This is a genomic window from Bifidobacterium porcinum, assembly GCF_055378475.1.
In genome coordinates, this window is record NZ_AP029603.1 from 1,194,212 (window position 1) to 1,214,165 (window position 19,954).

Consider the following 19,954-nt stretch of genomic DNA (forward strand, 5'->3'; position numbering starts at 1 on the left):
TCACCGGATGTGAGGACGTCGCATACCGACACGAACGCAATAACGATAAGGCCGGCCGGGAACCCCATACGGTGGTTCCCGGCCGGCCGTTGTCCGCAGTGACGTGCGAATCACATCATGCGGTTGTCACGCGCCATACGTGTCGAGATACTCCTTGGCACGCGTCTTGATGTCCTCGTCGAGCAGCGGCAGGCCATCATCGCCGGTCATACGCGACGCCGCATCGAAAATCTCACGCACGTTCGCGATGGAAACAACCGGGAAGCCGAACTCCTGTTGTACGGCGGCGACGGCGGATATATTGCTGTCCCGCGTTTTCTCCATGCGATCGACCGACAACACCAGTCCGACAATCTGCACATCGGCCGCCTCGCGCAGCTTGGGCACGACCTCGCGCACAGCAGTTCCCGCGGTCATCACGTCGTCAACAAGCAGCACTTTCATGCCGTCACGCAGCTGGGTTCCGACGAACATGCCGCCGTCACCGTGATCCTTGCGCTCCTTGCGGTCGAAGGTGTAGCCGACGCCCATATCGTATTGCGCGGTCAGGGCGATCGCCGTGGAAACCGCCAGCGGGATGCCCTTGTACGCTGGCCCGAACACGGTATCGATATCCCCGGGCAGGGTTCCGTCCGCAATTGCGGCGTTGATCTTCTCAGCGTAGAACGAGCCAAGCAAAGCAATTTTGCGACCGGTGTCGAAGGCTCCCGCGTTGATGAAATACGGTGAGCGACGGCCTGACTTCAAAGTGAAATCTCCGAACTTCAATGCCTGCGATTGCAAGAGGAACGAGGTGAATCTCCGGTCGAGCGGCACTTTCTGCTCAGTCATAGGTCAGAGGGTCCTTTCTCTATTCGGCCGCACTCCAGGGCACGGCCGATGCCTGCACTGGGTGCAGACGGTTTCCGGAACATCAGGGTACCGCAAGGGGGTTGACCGTCACCGCCAAGTCTGGCCTGCGGCGAGTTTCGCGGCAAGCTCGGGACGGGAGTCCAGCAGGTCGTCCAATTCGCGGGCCACACGCATCGGAGCAGTCGGCTCATACAACGCCACAGCACCGACCTCGACGGCGTTTGCCCCGGCATACAGGTATTCCAAGGCTTTTTCACCGGAATCGATGCCGCCGATGCCGATGATCGGAATATCGGGCAACGCCTGGCGCACACGCCATACGAAGCTCAGGCCGATCGGGAGAATCGCCGGCCCGGACACGCCACCCGTGCGGTTCGCGAGAATCGGCTCGCCCGTGCGGATGTCGATACGCATGCCGACCAGCGTGTTGATCATGCTCAACGCGTCGGCACCGCCGTCCACCGCGGCTTTCGCGATCGGGACGATATCCGTCACATTCGGGGTGAGTTTCACGATCAAAGGCTTGGAGGTGATATGACGCAAGCGGGTGATCAGCCGGTTGAGTGCTACCGGGTCGGTGCCCACGCTCATGCCGCCGTGGGTGACATTCGGGCAGCTCACGTTGATTTCCAGCATATCCGCAGGGCAATCGGCAAGTTTGGCGACCACTTCGGCGTAGTCGTCATCGCAATGGCCGGCCACATTGGTGATAACCGTCGCGCCTTCCTTCTTGAGCTTGGGTAGCTCATCGACGAGATAATGGTCAACACCCGGGTTCTGCAAGCCGACCGAATTGACCGTGCCCGCCGGGGTTTCGGCCGTACGCGGCCCGGGATTGCCTTCCCATGGGACCGGGGAAACGCCCTTGGTGGTCACCGCGCCCATCTGGCTGACATCGTAGAACCAGTGGCACGCGTCATACTGGAACGTGCCTGAGGCGGTGCCCACCGGATTCTTCCACTCGACGCCGGCGACGACGGTGCTGTGTTTCCATTCATGCGGTTCGTAAACGTTGATCTGCTTGTCCATCTGCTGCTCCTGCATCGTGCCTTGACCTCTACTTGTCCCATCCGAGTTGTTCCGGGGTGAATACCGGGCCGGCGACGCACACTTTCTGCCGTCCCTCCGCCGTGTCGACGACGCACACGTAGCAGGTGCCGTACCCGCAGCCCATACGCGCCTCGAGGCTCAACTGGCATGGGATATCGCGCGCGACCGCCCAGGAGGCGACGGCACGCATCATCGGCATCGGGCCACAGGACAGGATGACCGGGGGCAGTTCCCCGTTGACCAGCGAATCCTCGATCGAATCAAGCAGATCGACGACATTGCCTTGCGCGTTGGTTATGCTTTCCACACGTTCCGCGTATTTTGCCACCAGTTCGTCGGCGAAGCGTTCGTCACGATACCCGAACGCGGCGGTCGCGGTCGCGTCATCACGCAACGCGAGCTTCTGGGCGGCATACAGCAGCGGTGGCACACCGAGACCACCAGCCACCAGCACATAGTTCGCGGCGGCTTTCATGTCGAATCCGCGCCCCAAGGGGCCCATGACATCGACGGTATCGCCTGCTGCCAGTCGGGAGAACTCCTCGGTGCCTTTGCCGACGACCGCGAAGATCAGGCTCACGTCATCGCCCTCGACTTCGCTGACGCCGAACGGCCGTGGCATCAGGCGCGTGGGATCCGCGGAATACAGATCCACGAACTGGGCCGGCTTGGCATGTCCCGCGATGTAGCTGTCACGGAAGGTCAGACGATAGATGCCGTCGGACAATCTGCGGTTATCCACCACCGGTACGGTGCGCCTGCCGGGGAAGCGTCCTGCACGGGATGCTTCGGCGGTCACGTCGAAGGTTGGGATAAACGTTGCTTTGGGCATTGCCTCTCCTTTGGGCTGTTGGGCTTGGTAGCTGTGGGTGGCTGAACCTGTGCGGCTGAACGTGCGAGGCGTCCGCCGACGGGTGCATTCTATTGCTTCGGTGTTTCGCCGTGTTACGCGGTGTGTCAGGCGAGCGTGGCCTCCAGGTCGTCCCGCATGGCGATTGCCGCGTCCCGGGCGCTGGTGGCGACCAGGGCGAGCGCATCGTCAGCTGACATGCTCTCGTCGTATCCGCCGTTCTTGCGCCATGCGCCGATGATGCCGCGCGACGAGTTGACGATCGCCCCGGAGCCGTCGGCATCGAACATGCCGGCGACATCCTGCGCGGTGCCGCCTTGCGCCCCGTAGCCGGGAACTAGGAAGAAGGTATGCGGCATGCGCTCGCGCAACTGTTTACCTTGCTCGGGGTGGGTTGCCCCGACGACCGCGCCGACACGCGTGTATCCGGATGCACCAAGCGTTTCCGCGCCCCACTGCTCGACGAGGTCGGCGACACGCTCGTACAGGCGTGTCCCGTCGGCAAGCTCGAGCTCTTGGATTTCCTTGCTGGACGGGTTGGAGGTGCGTACCAGCACGAACAGGTCCTTGTCGGCTGCCTTGGCCGCGTCCACGAACGGGGTGATGCCGTCCGTGCCCAGATACGGGTTGACGGTAACGGCGTCCTCGTGCCACAGGTCAAGAGCATCGCCGTCCTGCGCGTTGAGCCCGCCGAGATGCCGCGCGTAGGCGGCGGCCGTCGAGCCGATATCGCCGCGCTTGATATCCCCGAGTACATACAGGCCTTGGGATTGCGCGTATTCGCAGGTCATCTCATAGGTGTCGATGCCGGCGGGCCCCAAGGCCTCATACATCGCGATTTGCGGTTTGACGGCAGGCACAATGCCCGCGATTGCGTCAATAATCGCGCGGTTGAACTCGAAATACGCGACCGCACGCTGCATGGCGGGGATTTCAGCCGGGTCATCGACTTGGTCGGCGACCTCCTCGTGGAAGGAGTCGATGAGCTGCGCCGGCACTACCTGGTCGGTCGGGTCGAGCCCGACGACGCTTGGATTGTGCGTCGTATTGATCGCTTCGATGAGCTTGTCCATGTGCCTTCTTTCAGAACGCTGTGAGCATGTGGCTTGGGTATTGCGACGGTTCCCGGTTCATGCTCCGATACGGGAGAACACCAGCCGCGAGCCGATGATGGTGGCGAGCGGCAGGCCGGTGACCTGCCAGCCGTCGAACGGCGTGTTGCGCGCCTTGGAATGGAAGCGGTTCTTGTCCACGGTCCAGTGTCGGGAGGTGTCGAGAATCGCCAGATCCACGGTTTCGGGGTGCTCCACCGCAGCAAGGTCCAAGGTGCGTTTGGTCGCGCATCGCGAGGAGGTATTCAGCAGTCCGGCCACGTCGGTCGGCGTATGCCCCATGAGGTGCTCCGGAGCCACGGACATGAGTTCGATGAGCCGCTGCTCGGAGATGTAGCCGCCGTCCACCAGCACCCGATGGCATACGCCGTACGCGCATTCAAGGCCGATGATGCCGTTCGGGGCCTGTTCAAGGCCCGCGGCCTTCTCATCTTGCGCGTGCGGGGCGTGGTCGGTGGCGATCAGATCAACCGTTCCGTCCGAAATCGCCGCGACGGTGGCCCTGCGGTCCGCTTCGGAACGAAGCGGAGGGTTCATTTTCGCCATGACGCCGTAGGTGAGAATCGCCTCGTCGTTCAATGCAAGATAATGCGGTGCGGTCTCGCAGGTAATGGGCAGGCCTTCCGCCTTGGCTGCGCGAATCGCCTCGAACGACCCGGCGGTGCTCACATGCTGGAAATGCACGTGCACGCCGGTGCGCCGCGAAGCCTCGATATCACGGGTGACGATGCGCAACTCGGTGTCCTCGGGGATGCCGGGCACGCCAAGCTTGCGGCTGACCGGGCCCTCGTTGATGATGCCGCTGTCATGGTGTTCGCAATGCTCGATGAGATACAGCCCGGTGGCTTTCGCATTGGCGAGCACCTGGTCGAGAATCGCGTCCGGGACAGCCGCGCCGTCATCGCTGATTGCGGTGACCGGATGCGTCAACTGGTATTGGTCTTTTGTATCATCGCCGACACCGGGCAGGTGCGCGCGCCAATCCTCGGGGTCGGTGGCCTGCGCTCCGGCACGATCCACGGAAGCGCACACGCACAGGTCGTAGTGTGCGGGCAGCGTGCCGTCATGGGTCGCGTCGTAATGCTGGAGATAGTCGATGGTGTCTCGGGCGCCGGCGGCGAGTACATCGTCGGCACCGGGTGCCCCCGGTCGTGCCGGTTTGCCGTCCATCGCAGGCAACGTGTTCGGCATGATAAGCACCCGCGTATAGCCGCCTGAGGCCGCCGCAGCACACCCGGAACGCATGGATTCCTTGTAGGTCTGCCCCGGATCGCGGAAGTGAACGTGCGGGTCGGCGAATCCCGGTGCCACGGTCAGCCCGGAGGCGTCGAACTCGCCGTCAGACACGGCTCCCGGCTCGTCGAAGTAGCGCTGGGCGTCCGTGCCGGGGATCACGAGGTCGATCCTCTCCCCCGTGTCCCAGACGCGGATGTCATGCAGCGTGAGCATACTCATCGTTCCTTTCCTCGACGCTCGCGGCGCGGCTCAGAGCTTGGCTTCCTCGTCGCAATAGTCGCAACGGTATTCCTGGCGTTCCGAGTGCACCAGATGGAACATCTGGTCGATTCCGCGTTCCGTGGTGGTCACGCACCGCGGATTCTTGCATTTGATGACGTTGACCATGTGTTCAGGCAGATTCGGCCTCTCCTTACGCACGATCTTGCCGCCGCGCACGATGTCGATTGTCGCCTGGCGTGCAATGAAGCCAAGCACGTCGAGGTTCAAATCCCCCGCGTCCTCGATCTTGATGATGTCCTTCGAACCGTACTGGCGGCTGTCCGTATTCATGATGAGCGCGAGCTTCGTGCTGGTCGGATCGATCTTCAGGTACTGCAATACCTTCAGCGCGGTGCCCGCAGGCACGTGGTCGATGATGATGCCGTTGCGGATGCTGGTGACTTCCATCAGGCGTGGACCTCCTCGTTCTTCCATTCCTCATACCCGGGCAGCGTGTCGCCGACCACCGAGCTTTCCAAGGCCATGCGCATGAGCATGCCGTTGTGTACCTGCTCGAAGTAGGCGGCGCGCGGGTCGTGGTCGACGTCCACGGAAATCTCGTTGACTCGCGGCAACGGGTGGAGTACCGCCATATCCGGCTTGGCGAGCTGGAGCTTCGCCTCATCAAGAATGTAGGTGTCGCGCAAGCGCAGGTAATCGTCCTCGTTGAAGAAGCGTTCCTTCTGCACGCGGGTCATGTACAGCACGTCCAGATCGCCGATCACACCGGCGAGGTCGCGCACTTCGGTGTAGGTGCAGGAGGGCGCGCGTTTGATGCGGTCGATCACGTACCGCGGCATTTTCAGTTCGTCAGGACTGATGAGCACGAAGTTCACATTGCCGAAACGGCACAGGGTCTCGACCAGCGAATGCACGGTCCGCCCGAAGGTCAGGTCGCCGCACAGGCCGATGGTCAGCCCGGTGATTCTGCCATAACGCGAGGTGATGGTCGCAAGGTCGGCGAGCGTCTGGGTGGGGTGCATGTGGCCGCCGTCGCCCGCATTGATCACGGGAATGCCGAAGTCCTTGGCCGCACGGGCCGCCACGAGCGCGGCGCCTTCCTTGGGGTGGCGCATCGCGATGACGTCGACGAGGTTGGACACGGTTTTGACGGTGTCGGCGATGGATTCGCCCTTGGTCACGGAGGACAATTGGGCGCCGGCGAAACCGATCACATGGCCGCCGAGCCGGAGCATCGCCGTTTCGAAGCTCAGACGCGTGCGTGTACTGGGCTCATAAAAAAGGGTGGCCAGCACCCTGCCGTCGCAGGTATGCGCCACCTCATGACGATGCGTTTCGATGTACTGCGCTTTATGGAGCAAATCGACAATCTGGGATGTCGTCAAATCGTCAAGCGTGACCACGCTTTTGCCGACCATGGACGATTCGGCTTCTTGGGGAACGCCGTTTGCCGGCAACTGAGTGCTGTGTTCGGACAAGGCTCACCTTCCTGTTGAGAGGTGGCCACCTTATGTGACCTAGCCAACTGTAGGACGATTCAGGGACATGCCGGCGTCTTGCGGCCAAGCTCGCGGCACACTCGCGTTCGGCGCGGGTTGGCCCGGCGCTACGGAGTCACCGCGGGTTCGCCGGGACCGGTCGTGTCAGCTTGTCCCAAGCCTGCCGGGAGCTTACTGCTGCCCGTAGAACAGACGTTCCACGACCCCACGGCATTGGCGCATCAGGGCGAGGATGTCGTTTTCGAATTGCTGCCCGCGATTGGCCCCGTACCCGAGGTACACGGCCATTCCGCCGAGCGAATCGAGGTCGTCAGGCAGGATGTCCGCGCGCGTGGCACGTCCGGACCACAGGTAGTTGCCGTTGCGGGCCGCGGTGCAAATCCGCCATGCGCGACGCAGCGTGTCCGCGTCCTTGTGTCCAAGCATGTCTTGGGTTTCGAGCGCGTCAAGCGCATCCATCGTGGACCCGGTGCGCAACTCGGGACAGGTGCCGGCATGCTCCAATTGCAGCAGCTGCACGGTCCATTCCACGTCGGACAATCCGCCCTTACCGAGTTTGAGATGCCGGTCGCGGCGCACGCCCCTGGGCAGCCGTTCAGCTTCCATACGGGCTTTGAGCTTGCGGATTTCACCGATCTGCTGCCCGTTGAGCGGTGCCGTCGGATAGCGCAGCGGATTGGCGATATTGTCAAGGAAATCATGGGCGAGCGTGCCGTCCCCCGCCGCATACCGCGCACGGATCAGCGCCTGGCTCTCCCAGGTGCTCGCCCAGGACCCGTAGTATTCCTCGCATGAGGCGTACGAACGGATGAGCGGGCCGTTCTTGCCTTCCGGCCGCAAGTCGAGGTCAAGGTCGATGCGTGGCTCCAATGTGGACGGGCCTTGCAGCAGGGAACGTACATCGTCGGTGACCTGTCTCGCATATGAACCGGCGAGCGCCTCGTCCGGCGTTCCCTGTCCGGTGTCTCCCGTGCCGTTGGCTCGGTAGATGAGAATCGCGTCGGCGTCGGAGCTGAAGTTGATTTCCCTGCCGCCGTAGCGTCCCATGCCGATGACGGCGATATCTGCCGGATATGCGTCCAGACCCATCATGGCACAGCGGTGTTCCAACGCCCAGTGCAAGGCCGCATCGATGATTGCGTCATACACGTCGGTCATGCCGGTGAGGGTGGTGTCCTCGTCGATGACGCCGCTCATCCAGCCCAGTCCGATGCGTTCGATCTCGTGCCGTCTCATGGCGCGCAACAACGTGGCTGCGTCTTTGAGACTCGACCGGTTGCGGGCGATGATGCCGTCGCATTGCACGTCGAGGCTGGCTCGGGTGCGCGGCCTGAGTTCGTCATCGTCGCCCAGCCAGGTCACGGATTCGACCGAACGGTTGAGCGCGTCGCCCAGGAAACGCGAGTTGGACAGGATGTGGCACAGCCGTTGCGCTGCGGATTGGGAGTCGCGCAGGAAGCCGAGATAGTCGCTGTCTTCGCCGAAATGCTCTTCCAATCGTCTCCAGTTGAGCAGACCCATATCCGGGTTCTGCCCTTGCCCGAGCCACTGGAGGACGGCAGGCAGGAGGATGCGGTTGATGCGCGCGGCACGTGACAGGCCGTCGGTCAACGCCTTGACGTGGCGCATGGCGGCGTCGGGGTCGGCAAAACCGATGGATTCGAACCGTTCGCGGGTCGCTTGGTCAGACAGGGTGATCTGGTCGTCGTCCATGCGCGCGCTGATCGGCAGCATCGGTCGGTAATAGATGTCTAGGTGCAGACGCCTGACTTCGCGCCGCGTCTCGTCGTAGCGTTCGACGAGCTCCTCGGGGTGCAGGCCGAAGGTACGCGCGAGCCGGCGGAGTTCCTCATTGTGGCTAAGCGCGTCGATGTCGACGTCCCGTTTGCGTTCTAGGCCGCCAATATTGCCGGTTCCGAGGTCCGGGAACAGGTGGGTGCGCTTGAGTTCCCACATCTGCTGGCGGTGTTCGAGCACGCGTTCGAACCGGTAATCTTGCGCCAATAGCGTCGCCTGCTTGCGCGAGACGTATCCGCCGTCGGCGAGCGCCTTGAGCGCGTCCAGCGTGCCACGTTTACGTAGCGTGGTGTCCGAATGCCCGTGGACGAGCTGGAGCATCTGCACGGTGAATTCAACGTCCCGCAAGCCGCCTCGGCCAAGTTTGATTTCACGGTCTTTGAGATTGTCGGGGATGAGCCGTTCGACGCGTTGGCGCATCTGCTGGCAGTCCTGGACGAAATTGTCGCGTTTCGAAGCGGACCATACGAACGGGCGGGTCATCTCCAGGTAGGCTTGTGACAGTTCGCTGTCGCCTGCGGCGGGACGTGCTTTGAGCAGCGCCTGGAATTCCCAGTTCTGCGCCCACTGCTCATAGTAGCTGCGATGCGATTCGAGACGGCGGACCAGCGGGCCATCCTTGCCTTCAGGCCGAAGTCCGCCGTCAATCTGCCATAACGGAGGTTCGGTGGAACCCATGATGACGGATTGGCAGACGCGTTGCAGCATGGTGCCCATTCTGGTGCCGATGCGGGTGAGCGTGGTCGTGCCGGTGTCGGCGTCGGTGGGTTCAACCACGTAAATCAGATCTACATCGGAAACGTAGTTCAATTCCTGGGCGCCGAGTTTGCCCATGCCGATGATGCTGAACCGGCATCGTGCACTGTCCGGGGTCTCATGACGGGCGATGGCGAGCGCCGCTTCGAGCGCGGCATCCGCGAGGTCCGACAGCGCTTTGCTGATTCGCGGCTGAATGTCACACGGCTGTTCGGCGGTGGCGTCAACGGCGACGATCGCGGCAAGCTGGCGGCGGTAGGCGGCACGCAGGCGGTCGGTGGCCTCCGGCAACGGCAGGGATGATTCGTACGCCAGATGTGTCCGGCCATCCTCCTGTGCGTCGGTAAGTTCCAATGTTTTGGCTTGTACCGCGTCGAGGAGCTTGGCGAACCGTTGCGGACGGTTATAGTCGCAGCTATGGCAGGGGTCTAAGGCCGCGGCGCGGACAAGGTCGGCTCGGGTGCGCATGAGTTTACCCAGTTTGTCGCTCGCCCCGAGCACGGCAATGAGCCTGCGCGCGGCGGTGGCGTCTTCGAGGATGCGACGCACGCTGTCATCGTCCTGCGGCAGTCCGTCGAGTATGCCGATGAGATTGTCGATTGCGGTGTCCGGGTCGAGGGCGCTCGCCAATGCGTCGGCGATCGGGCGGATATAGTCGGCGCTGATGCCGTACTCGTTAAGTGTCGAAAAAGCCGATCGAGCCTCGTCCAACCGTTGGAATCCGATATGGATGAGATCACGGGTGCTGAAAGGAAAAGCCGGTGATGAATCCATAGTTCCAATATACCGCCGATGCCGCCGAATCCCGCCGATGCAGGGAATACGGGCCTGATATGACGGCAACTTGATTACGGCCCGCCGTGTGACCTGTTGATCGCACCGCAGGCAGATACCATATTGCAACAGCCTCCTCCCGTGTTATATCTCCATGCTCTGGCACTGCGCAATCGCACCGCGGACAGATATCGTGACGCAACGGCCTCAATCCACATCTATCTCCAACACCGTGTAATAGCGCAATCGCACCACATGCCGATTCAACACCGCTGGCCTTTACACTCACGCATAACCGCCGCCGCATGCAACCAGGATGTCGCACCGCGGGCGAATACCAAACTCAGCCACCACCACAGAGCCCTCCGTCGAAATCAATTCCGCCCACCACATAAAAAAGCCGGCGGACAGTCATACCGCAATGGTACGTCCGTCCGCCGGCTTGTTGCAATAGATTACTCAGGCGAAGTCCGTGCCCGTTTGCGCGGGCGAGAACAGATCCTCGACGTTGTGCCATATCTGCCGTGTGACAGCGGGCTTGTTCATCGAGTACAGGTGAACACCGTCAACCCCGTGGGCGACAAGATCGGCAATCTGGTTCGACGCATAGATGACACCCGCCTGCTTGAGTGTCTTCGGGTCGTCGCCCCATTTGTCGAGCAGGGATTCCAGCGGCAGCGGCACACGCGATGAGCACATACGCACCATCCGACGAATCTGCTTGGCGTTGGTCACGGGCATGATGCCAGCCTCAATCGGCACATCGATACCCGCGGCTCGCGCCTTGTCAAGGAAGTGGTAGAAATCCGCGTTGTCGTAGAACAACTGGGAGATCAAATGGCTTGCACCAGCGTCAACCTTGATTTTGAGGTTGCGGATGTCCTCATCCAAGTCGGTGGCCTGCGGGTGGCATTCCGGGTAGCATGCCCCGAAAATCGTCATGTCAGGCTCATGCTCGCGGATATAGGCGACCAGATCACTGGCATGTTCGAATGCCCCTTCGGGTTCGCGGCCCGGCACCGGGTCTCCGCGCAGCGCGAGCACCGCGGACACTCCGGCCTGCTTGAACATGTCAAGCGCCTCGTCGACCTGCTCCCGCGTGGTGTATTGCGCGGTCAGGTGGGCGACGGCGGGAATGTCATACTCCTTGCGGATGGTGTTCGCGATGCGCGCGGTCGCCGTCCGGTCAGACGACTTGCCGGTTCCGTAGGTCACCGAAATGAAGTCGGGGTTGAGTCCCTGCAACCCGTCGAGCGTGTCGTAGATGGTTCCCACCGGCGCATTGCGCTTGGGCGGGAACACCTCGATGGAGAACATCGGCTGGTGCATGTCACTTCCCCAGTCGTGCGCGCACCGCCTTGGCGGCGGCGACCAGATGTTCCAAGCTCGGCCAGGTTTCCGCGTTGCCACGGGTCTTCAGACCACAGTCGGGGTTGATCCACACCTTGTTGACGTCCATCTTGGCGAGGATCTCGTCAATGCGGTGTTCGATCTCCTCTTCGCTCGGGATGCGCGGCGAGTGGATGTCGTACACGCCGGGGCCGGCCTCAGTCTCGAAGTTCGCGTCATGAATCGCGTCAAGCACGACCAAATCGCCACGGGAGGCCTCGAAGGAGATGACGTCCGCGTCCATCGCGTCGATATCGCGGATGATGTCGTTGAACTCCGAATAGCACATATGCGTGTGGATCTGCGTGGTGGGCTTCACAGCGGAGTGCACAAGACGGAACGCAGGAATCGCCCAATCCAGGTATTTCTTGTGCCAGTCGCTCTTGCGCAGCGGCAGTTTCTCACGCAGGGCGGCCTCATCGATCTGGATGACCTTGATGCCGGCCTTCTCCAAGTCGAGCACTTCGTCGCGGATGGCGAGCGCCAGCTGCTGGGTTTGCAGTTCATGGCTGACGTCCTCACGCGGCCAGGACCAGTTGAGGATGGTCACCGGGCCGGTGAGCATGCCCTTCATGACGTGCTTGGTGCGGGACTGCGCGTAGGCGCTCCAGGCGACGGTAATCGGCTCGGCGCGGGAGACGTCGCCCCATACGATCGGAGGCTTGACGCAACGGGTGCCGTAGGACTGCACCCAAGCGTTCTTGGTGAACAGGAAGCCGTTGAGATGCTGGCCGAAGTATTCGACCATGTCGTTGCGTTCGAATTCGCCGTGGACGAGCACGTCGAGACCGATCTGCTCCTGATGCTTGATGCATTCGTCAATCTGCTGCTTGATGAACTCGTCGTACTGTTCACGGGTGATTTCACCCTTGCGCAGGCGTGCACGTTCGGCACGCACTTCCTTGGTTTGTGGGAAGGAGCCGATGGTGGTGGTCGGCAGCAGTGGCAGGCCGAGTGCCTCACGCTGCAGCTTCTGGCGTTCCGCGCGAGCGGGCTGGCGGACGAAATCGTCGGCGGTCAGCGCGGCGAGACGCTTGGCGACAGCCTGGTCCGGGGTGACGCGGGTGCCGTCGAACAGCGCCTGGTTGTCGGCGAGTGCCTTGGCGTCGCGGCGTGAGGTATCGTCCTGGTCAGCCAACACCGCGATATCGTGCAGTTCGCCGAGCTTTTCGACTGCGAATGCGAAATGCTTGAGCACCTGCGGTTCGAGCCCGGTCTCCCCTTCGGTGCTGAACGGCACGTGCAGCAGGGAGCATGCGGTGGAGACGGCGATGTTGTCGGTCTTGGTGCGCAGCGCGTCGATCACGCCGAGGCTGACGGCGTAGTTGTTGCGCCAGATGTTGCGTCCGTTGACGACGCCGGCGAAGATGGTCGTGCCGTCGGCGACGCCGTACTTGTCTACGGCGGCGAGGTTTTCGTCTTTGCCTTCGATCAGGTCGAGCCCGATGCCGTCGAAGCCGAGCAGGTTGACGGTTTCGTAGATGTCGGCGATGTGGCCGAAGTAGGTGTTGAGCAGCAGTTTGACTTTGCCGTCGCGGGCGGGGAGGATCTTGGCGTACAGGCTCTTGAACAGTTCGACGTCCCCGTCTTCCTTGTCGAGCACGAGGTACGGCTCGTCGAATTGCACCCACTGGGCGCCGAGCTCGGCGAACTTGCCGAGCACCTGTGCGTAGACGGAGGCGATATCGTTGATCAGGCCGCGGTCGAATTCGAGTTCTTCTGCCTGCGGGTCGCGTGCGAGCTTGAGGAAGGTGTACGGGCCAATGAGCACTGGCTTGGTGACAATGCCCAGCGCTTTCGCTTCGTTGAATTCGTCGAAGGGCTTGGTGCTGGCAAGGTGGATTTGCGTGGAGCTTTCGATTTCCGGCACGATGTAGTGGTAGTTCGTGGTGAACCATTTCTTCATCGGCAGCGCGGTCACGTCGCCCTTGTCGCCCTGATAGCCGCGGCCGATGGCGAACAGCGCGTCCTCAGGCTGTTCGAAGCCCAGACGCTGGTACCGTGCGGGGACAGCGCCCAGCAGAATCGCGGTGTCGAGCATCTGGTCGTAGTAGCTGAAATCATTGCTGGGGATGAGGTCGATGCCGGCTTCCTGCTGAAGCTTCCAATGGTTGGCGCGCAGCTGCTTCGCAGTGGTACGCACGTCCTCGAGCGTCTTGGCGCCTTTCCAATACCCCTCGATGACCTTTTTGAGCTCTCGGTTGCTGCCGATGCGCGGGAACCCGGAAACAGAAGTCAGTGCTGTCATATGGCTGTCCTCCAAAATCGAAACGGATATCTATTGCAACGCGCTCACCATATCAAAAATCCGTGTAACAAGGTCATCAGCCGATTATGGGTGTCGTTATAAGACTGACTTATATCCATGGAATTCCAGACACTGTCGGCTTCGGCGCCGAACAGGCGGACACCTCGTATAAAGCGCGGTTTTCTGCGGATTGTCGTCAGTCTCGGTGGTTGGTATGTGGTCTCGTCGCACGGCCGTCTAAAGCGGCTGCCATCAACCGATTGGGCGGCATCAGGCTGCGAATACCGTCAGATGAAAAACTTGGCCTGATATCAAAGAATAAGTTATTGCCATGCAACGCAAATGATTCTCGATCCTCACGGACATAGATGACTACAAACGTAGCTGACCACGCCGCCTCATGCTCACTCACACGTTATCCGGTGCACCTATTACTTGCCGTTGTTCATTCCTAGCAGCAGAGCGCCTCAGTCGCTGAAATCTTTGGGATTGAGCACTGCGAGCAGATCCGCCGCATGCACCTGCCAGCTCGAGAACGGTTTGTCGGATCCGAATACCACCACCGATGCCGGGGACAACCCCAGCTGAAGCCGGTCAAGTACCGACTGCTCCGAACGCTCCGATGCGATCCATTCGGATGCGATGGATACCGTGGGTTCATGGCCGACGACCATGAGTTTGTGGTATTTATCCGGCGTGCGCGCGATCTCGTCAAACACCGCTTGGACTCCGCCCTCATACAGGCTCTGCCGATAATCTACCTGCGGCCCATCGCCGAACACCTTGAGCATCCGGTCCAGCGTCTGCTGGGCGCGGACCGCCCCCGAGCACGCGATTCGGTCAGGAACCAGTCTGAGGGACTGGATTCCACGCGCCACGTTTTTCGCCTGTTTTCGGCCTTTGTCCGTCAGCTCACGGGCACGGTCCCCCGCCAGATTTGCCGGTTCGGTTTTCGCGTGGCGCATCACCAGCAGCACGTACCGATATCGGTCCGCTGTCTTGGCGATGTTCTTCAGTGATTGTGCCATTTCCTGCCTCTTTCGACTTGGTTTGTCCTTATTTCAACTCCGAGGAAGCATCATCCGCGGATGTGCCGGCACCGGATTGCTGCCCTGATTGTGCGGAGGAGATGTTGGCGACCTGCGCATCGAGATCGCGGAGGACTTTGCGCAGTTTTCTGTCGGAGATATCGCGTAGTTCCAAGTCTTCGAGCTGCGCTGCACGTTGCTGCACACTCAACTCGTCGACATCGGTGGTCGTGTCCTTCGTGGCGCGATCCCGCTTATGCAATGCGTGGCATCCTTCGGCCATGGCACGGGTGACGACGAGGAAGCCGGTATGCCCAATCATCTGATGGTCCGGGCGGACAGCCAAACCTTGGGCCTTCCAGCTGCGTTCCAGTGTTTCCTGGATGTCCGGCTCGGTCCACACCCCCGTCTGCCGCAGAGACTCGGCCATACGACTCAACTGCGTAGTCGTGGTGACGTAGGCGACAAGCACCCCGCCGGGGGCGATGACACGATATGCCTGTTCCAGGCGATTCCACGGATCAAGCATGTCGAGCACGATTCTGTCGAAGGCATGCTCCGGCAGTTCACGTGCGACACTGTCAAAATCCCCAATGCGCAAATCCCACCATCCAGGACGCTCACCGAAATACACGGTGGCGTTCCCGAGGGCGACCTTCGCGAATTCCGGCCTCATTTCGATGGTGGTCAGCGACCCTTCGCACCCCACGGCATCCAGCAGGTTCAGACTCATGGCCCCGGACCCCGCGCCGGACTCCAGAACCCTCATGCCTCGCCTGATGTCTCCCAACTGGATGACTTGCGCGATGTCTTTCGGATACATGATCTGCGCGCCCCTAGGCATGGACAGCACATAATCGGCCAGACGCGGACGCATCACCGCGTACTCCCACCCGCCGATCGCGCGCGCGGACTTCCATGGTTTGCCTTCATCACGCTCGGGATGCTGCTGGTTGATCTGTGCCTCACGTTTCGCTCTGACAGTCGTGACCACAATCCCCTCGGTCTGCCCGATGATCTGGTCATGCATGATCAAGCCGTGTTCGGTTTGGGTCGTACCGCCTACGGTCAGCTGGTCAGTGATCCGCTTGCCTTTTCGGTCGGTGAATTGCACCTTCTCACCGGCCTGCAACACTCCTCGGTTCGGCATACTGTCCTTTCCCCGCGTACTACGCGCTGTTCGTTACTCTGTGTCTATGCTATCGCCGTCGGCGAAGTCCCGTCGGTGTACCCGCTTCTTCGCTTGAACGAGTCATCGTTTCCAGTCATCATCGCCCATCATCGTCTCCACGCGAACCAGCTCTGGCCGGATGGCGAATCCGATGCAGCATCAGATGGCGTAGGCACCCCACCTGTTGTGCTCATGGGTGACGTTGAGCTGCAAACCGAATATGCCGCTGAGCCGTTCAGAGGTGAATCCGCGCTCAAGATCGCCTGCGTAGACGATGGTGCCCGGTTGCGGGTCTCCCCCGGCGACATTGGTTTCGTAAGCGTCTGCTTCGGAGCCTTCAAGCCTGCCCATAATCGCGACATGGTCGAATCCTTGTGGGATTTCTTCCAGCCGATGCGTCACGAGCACCACGGTCCGGTCTCTGTCTTCCCTGCCGATTCTGGCGAGCGCGCGAAGCGCGATTTCACGACCACCCAAATCAAGACCTGTTGTGGGCTCGTCGAGAATCAGCAGCTGAGGATCAGCCATCAGCGCACGGCAGATGAGTACACGTGTGCGTTCCCCCTCAGACAGGCGATACATTTGCTTGCCTTCGAGATAGGAGATGTTGAATTCGGCCATCAGCTTCCGCGCTTGTTGATACTCCTTAGGAGTATACGTATCATGCCAACGGCCCAAGGTGGCCGTGAGCGCAGTGACGACTGCGTCCAACGGGTCCTCCTGAGGGGGCAGTTCCCTGGCGAGCGACGCGGAGCTCAATCCGACCAAGGGACGGTATGAGAACACATCGACTTTGCCAAGCCTGTTGCCGAGGATGTCAACCGTGCCCTCCGAAGGGAATCCTCTGGTGCTCATCATGTTGACGAGTGTGGATTTTCCGATGCCGTTCGGGCCGAACAACACCCATTTCTCCCCTCGAGCGATGGTCAGGTTCACATCGGTGAGAATCACCCTGCCTCGTCTGCGGAATTCAACGCCGGACAGCTTGATCGCCGCGGTCTCGCTCCCGGTGGGATTGAGATCATGTCCGCGCACAGCATCACGACCGGACGATTCGCGCCTGCCGTGCCCCGGTGTCGCTCCTGTTAGTGTAGGTTCAGTCCCGCTCATTTCAAGCCATCCTTTGTTTGTACGTTCAGTGTTTGCGCTGAGGTCGGTATTGAGCCATCCGATATCGTCTCCGCGTTGTCCGTAATACTGCAGCCAGGCACACTCGGTGAACATATTCCGCCATGCAGCCCGCGGATGCAAAGTGGAATCTTCTATTCGAAGATACGCAATAAGCTGCGCTGCGCCGCCAGTATCAAGAAACCACGACCGCCGTGCCGCTCGCGGTGACCATCAGCATGTTCGAGCCTTCGCCCAGAGTCTCGTAGTCGATGTCAACGCCGACTACGGCGTTCGCGCCGTACTGTTGGGCACGTTGCGCCATCTCATTAAGCGCCTGCTCGCGCGCTTTCATGAGTTCATCTTCGTATGACTGAGAACGGCCTCCGAAGAAGTTCCTGGCTCCGGCGAACATGTCTTTGACGACGTTGACGCCCGAGACGACTTCGCCAAAGACGATGGGCTTGTATTCGACGATGGCGTGGCCTTCGATGGTGGGGGTGGTGGTCAGGATCATCAGCTTGCCTTTCTCATGGTCATGGCTCTTGCACGTAGAATGTCGGTGTATGGCCATTCTATCCCGGCGACACGCCGAGAAAAATAACCGGATACCGTGTGCTGACATGACTTGCATAGACGCCCCGACGAGTACCATGCTGGATGACCAGACTGAAACGTTCATCGACGAAGTGGTTGAAAGAACCGGCCAAACATGAATTCACCAATGATCAGACCGATACTATACATGATTCTCGGCGCGTTGCTGCTCATCAAACCGGATTCCAGTCTGCTGTTGGTGCAGCTCACGGGAGTTGTGCTGATTCTGTGCGCGGTATTTCTCGGCTATACCGGTCTGAAAGCCCGCAAATCGGACGACGATGCAACCGGCAACGAGTCAACGCTGACGCTGTTCTCGTGTGCGGTATGTGCTGTGGTCGGTGTCGTATTCCTGATTTCGTCCGGCGTATTCGTCTCATTGGTGTTTGTGGCGCTGGGTATCATCATCATGGTGTCCGCGGCATTGGATCTGGTGCCTGTCTTGCGAGAAGGCGGTGTCTCTCAGCAACTTGGCACGGTCATCATTGATATTGTCGCGCTCGTCGTCGGATTGGCCATCATGATCCATCCCGGAGGCGCGAACGACATGCTGTGGCGAATCGTCGGACTGTTGCTGCTCATCAACGGCGTGCTGGGCCTGGTGGATATCATACGGAATCCGCGTTGTACTGTCGTGGATACGACAACAGCGGACAACAACAATCAGTAAGCGCGGCAGCAGCCGCGAGAGATAGTTCCGCCCGAGCGTCGGCAAATCGATTTGTCAGCACCCGGGCGGAGCTACAATGCTGCATGCATTGCACATGCCAAAGCCGATACCGCACTACAACAGGTGGATGAGCACCATATAGCACAGCGTTCCCCCGACCATCGGTGTCAGCATGTCATGTCTCCACGCGTATAATCCCGTGACGACCAGCAAGGAGATGAGTTCCGGCAAACCGTGTGAGCCACTGATGACACTCACATTCCTCAGGCAATAGACAATCAGCAGCCCGAACACCGCAGGCGCCAGCACTTTGCCCAGATACTTGACGACGGGCGGTATCGGGCGGTTTTCCGAAAACACGAGATATGGGGTGAACCGTGTGGCCACCGTGCCCAGAATCACCACGAGTATCGTGATCAGCTGCTGTTGCCAAGTCATTGTTGTTCCTTAGGTTTCATGCCGCGTTCCAACGGACGGCGTATCGCGAGCAGCAGTACAAGAATGATAGCCATGGCGGGGATGATGAAGCGTTCCGGACCGAACACCAGCAACGCGGAGAGAGAGCCTACGACTCCGATGAGTTCGCAGACATGGTCGGTCAATACGTGGCGCAACGATGTGCCATCCTGGAACCATTGCTGCAGGAAAATCACCATGAACATCGCCGTCATCACGAAATCAAGACCGCTGATATCCACAGTGATGAGACTGCCGAACACCGCGCCTGCCGCTGATCCCACGACCCAGTACATCTGGTCGAGGAAGGAAACCCAGAAGTAGAACCATCCGCGGTCCACGTGCCGGTCGCGCGGAATGCGGGCGGAATAATTCACCGAGAACGTCTCATCGCTCGTCGTAAAAATGAGATACGGCTTTTTCCAACCCATATTCCGGTATTTGCCAAGCATTGCGATCCCATAGAACAGGTGGCGCGCCCCGACCACCACAGCTGTCAGGAGCGCAGACAAAGGGTTGAACGACGATGACAGGATCCCCACGAGGAGGAATTCCATCGAACCGGTGTAAATCACCAATGCCGTAACGATGGGGAGCCAGAACGGGAATCCGTGAGTGGTCATCAACACCCCATACGTGATACCCAGGAACAGGTATCCGGTCAAGACAGGCAGCGTGTTTGGCCATGCCCACCGCAGGGCCGTTAGGATACGGTCGCGCCTTGATTCGGTTGAGGCGTGAGAGACGAATCCGGAAGCGGACGCAGAATCGCCGTCAATATCGTGTTCGACGATATGGTCGGTGACTTGGCCGGCAGTACGGCTGTCGGCACAATCAATATGACGGTCGGATGCAGCCAAACGGTCGGAAACACCGGAATCCACGCTTTCACGGTGCTCAACGCCGACCGGAGCAACGATTCTCTGGTCATCAGCTGCGGAACCGGCAACCGAGGAATGTGCCAATCCATCTGCGGTATTGGCGCCTTCTGGTTGTGCATCTCGGGCAGCATGAACGGTTGGATGCTCGCTCATACTCCTCCTTTCCCGGTTTCGGTACGGAACACATGGTGCCACCGGGGAGTTCCGCCCCGCAGTAAGTCGAAAGCCGTCTGACGGTCGGAACCCGTCAAACGGCCTC

The 19,954-nt window shown here is 60.6% G+C and carries 17 protein-coding genes; 1 reads left to right on the top strand and 16 read right to left on the bottom strand.

The features are described from left to right. Positions 1-126 precede the first annotated feature (126 nt). From pyrE to ACZ41G_RS04750, 14 genes are all read right to left on the bottom strand, one after another. Positions 127-831: an orotate phosphoribosyltransferase gene (pyrE, locus tag ACZ41G_RS04685; RefSeq protein WP_033505659.1), complete on the bottom strand. Its 705-nt coding sequence runs from the start codon at positions 829-831 to the stop codon at positions 127-129. 108 nt (positions 832-939) lie between these two features. After that, positions 940-1,896, bottom strand: a complete 957-nt coding sequence (locus tag ACZ41G_RS04690) for a dihydroorotate dehydrogenase (RefSeq protein ID WP_321046867.1) — start codon at positions 1,894-1,896, stop codon at positions 940-942. A gap of 13 nt (positions 1,897-1,909) precedes the next feature. After that, the gene (locus ACZ41G_RS04695) at positions 1,910-2,734 is read right to left on the bottom strand and encodes a dihydroorotate dehydrogenase electron transfer subunit (protein ID WP_033505667.1); all 825 of its coding nucleotides are present in this window, start codon (positions 2,732-2,734) and stop codon (positions 1,910-1,912) included. A 125-nt stretch (positions 2,735-2,859) separates the two neighbouring features. Beyond that, on the bottom strand, positions 2,860-3,825 hold the full coding sequence (pyrF, locus tag ACZ41G_RS04700; protein ID WP_321046868.1) for an orotidine-5'-phosphate decarboxylase: 966 nt from the start codon (positions 3,823-3,825) through the stop codon (positions 2,860-2,862). Between the two features lie 57 nt (positions 3,826-3,882). After that, positions 3,883-5,313, bottom strand: a complete 1,431-nt coding sequence (locus ACZ41G_RS04705; protein ID WP_464146226.1) for a dihydroorotase — start codon at positions 5,311-5,313, stop codon at positions 3,883-3,885. Positions 5,314-5,349: 36 nt separating this feature from the next. Next, positions 5,350-5,769, bottom strand: coding sequence for an aspartate carbamoyltransferase regulatory subunit (locus ACZ41G_RS04710; protein ID WP_015450618.1), 420 nt, complete (start codon positions 5,767-5,769; stop codon positions 5,350-5,352). After that, complete coding sequence (gene pyrB / locus ACZ41G_RS04715; RefSeq protein WP_029576693.1) at positions 5,769-6,740, bottom strand: aspartate carbamoyltransferase; 972 nt, start codon at positions 6,738-6,740, stop codon at positions 5,769-5,771. Before pyrB ends, ACZ41G_RS04710 begins: the two co-directional genes overlap by 1 nt. Before the next feature lie 252 nt (positions 6,741-6,992). Beyond that, a complete protein-coding gene (locus ACZ41G_RS04720) occupies positions 6,993-10,148 on the bottom strand; it encodes a bifunctional [glutamine synthetase] adenylyltransferase/[glutamine synthetase]-adenylyl-L-tyrosine phosphorylase (protein ID WP_464144705.1) in 3,156 nt (1,051 codons plus the stop codon). 459 nt (positions 10,149-10,607) lie between these two features. After that, on the bottom strand, positions 10,608-11,477 hold the full coding sequence (gene metF, locus ACZ41G_RS04725) for a methylenetetrahydrofolate reductase [NAD(P)H] (protein ID WP_033505676.1): 870 nt from the start codon (positions 11,475-11,477) through the stop codon (positions 10,608-10,610). 1 nt (position 11,478) lies between these two features. Next, the gene (gene metE, locus ACZ41G_RS04730; protein ID WP_464144706.1) at positions 11,479-13,785 is read right to left on the bottom strand and encodes a 5-methyltetrahydropteroyltriglutamate--homocysteine S-methyltransferase; all 2,307 of its coding nucleotides are present in this window, start codon (positions 13,783-13,785) and stop codon (positions 11,479-11,481) included. 467 nt (positions 13,786-14,252) lie between these two features. Further along, on the bottom strand, positions 14,253-14,813 hold the full coding sequence (locus ACZ41G_RS04735) for a SixA phosphatase family protein (protein ID WP_033505681.1): 561 nt from the start codon (positions 14,811-14,813) through the stop codon (positions 14,253-14,255). Between the two features lie 28 nt (positions 14,814-14,841). Then, a complete protein-coding gene (locus ACZ41G_RS04740) occupies positions 14,842-15,963 on the bottom strand; it encodes a tRNA (adenine-N1)-methyltransferase (RefSeq protein ID WP_464144708.1) in 1,122 nt (373 codons plus the stop codon). 180 nt (positions 15,964-16,143) lie between these two features. After that, entirely contained in the window at positions 16,144-17,094 is a 951-nt protein-coding gene (locus tag ACZ41G_RS04745) for an ABC transporter ATP-binding protein (protein WP_464144710.1), read from the bottom strand. Between the two features lie 193 nt (positions 17,095-17,287). After that, positions 17,288-17,611 carry a putative heavy metal-binding protein gene (locus ACZ41G_RS04750; RefSeq protein ID WP_202962331.1) on the bottom strand — a complete coding sequence of 108 codons (324 nt, stop codon included), beginning with the start codon at positions 17,609-17,611 and terminating at the stop codon, positions 17,288-17,290. 204 nt (positions 17,612-17,815) lie between these two features. Here ACZ41G_RS04750 and ACZ41G_RS04755 point away from each other — a divergent pair, with 204 nt between their 5' ends. Next, the gene (locus ACZ41G_RS04755) at positions 17,816-18,358 is read left to right on the top strand and encodes a DUF308 domain-containing protein (RefSeq protein ID WP_464144712.1); all 543 of its coding nucleotides are present in this window, start codon (positions 17,816-17,818) and stop codon (positions 18,356-18,358) included. A gap of 114 nt (positions 18,359-18,472) precedes the next feature. On the opposite strand, the gene ACZ41G_RS04760 is transcribed toward ACZ41G_RS04755, so the two are convergent. Together ACZ41G_RS04760 and ACZ41G_RS04765 are read right to left on the bottom strand one after the other, a co-directional pair. Then, a complete protein-coding gene (locus tag ACZ41G_RS04760; RefSeq protein WP_033505687.1) occupies positions 18,473-18,796 on the bottom strand; it encodes a branched-chain amino acid transporter permease in 324 nt (107 codons plus the stop codon). After that, complete coding sequence (locus tag ACZ41G_RS04765; RefSeq protein ID WP_168984552.1) at positions 18,793-19,848, bottom strand: AzlC family ABC transporter permease; 1,056 nt, start codon at positions 19,846-19,848, stop codon at positions 18,793-18,795. Before ACZ41G_RS04765 ends, ACZ41G_RS04760 begins: the two co-directional genes overlap by 4 nt. Between the last annotated feature and the right edge of the window lie 106 nt (positions 19,849-19,954).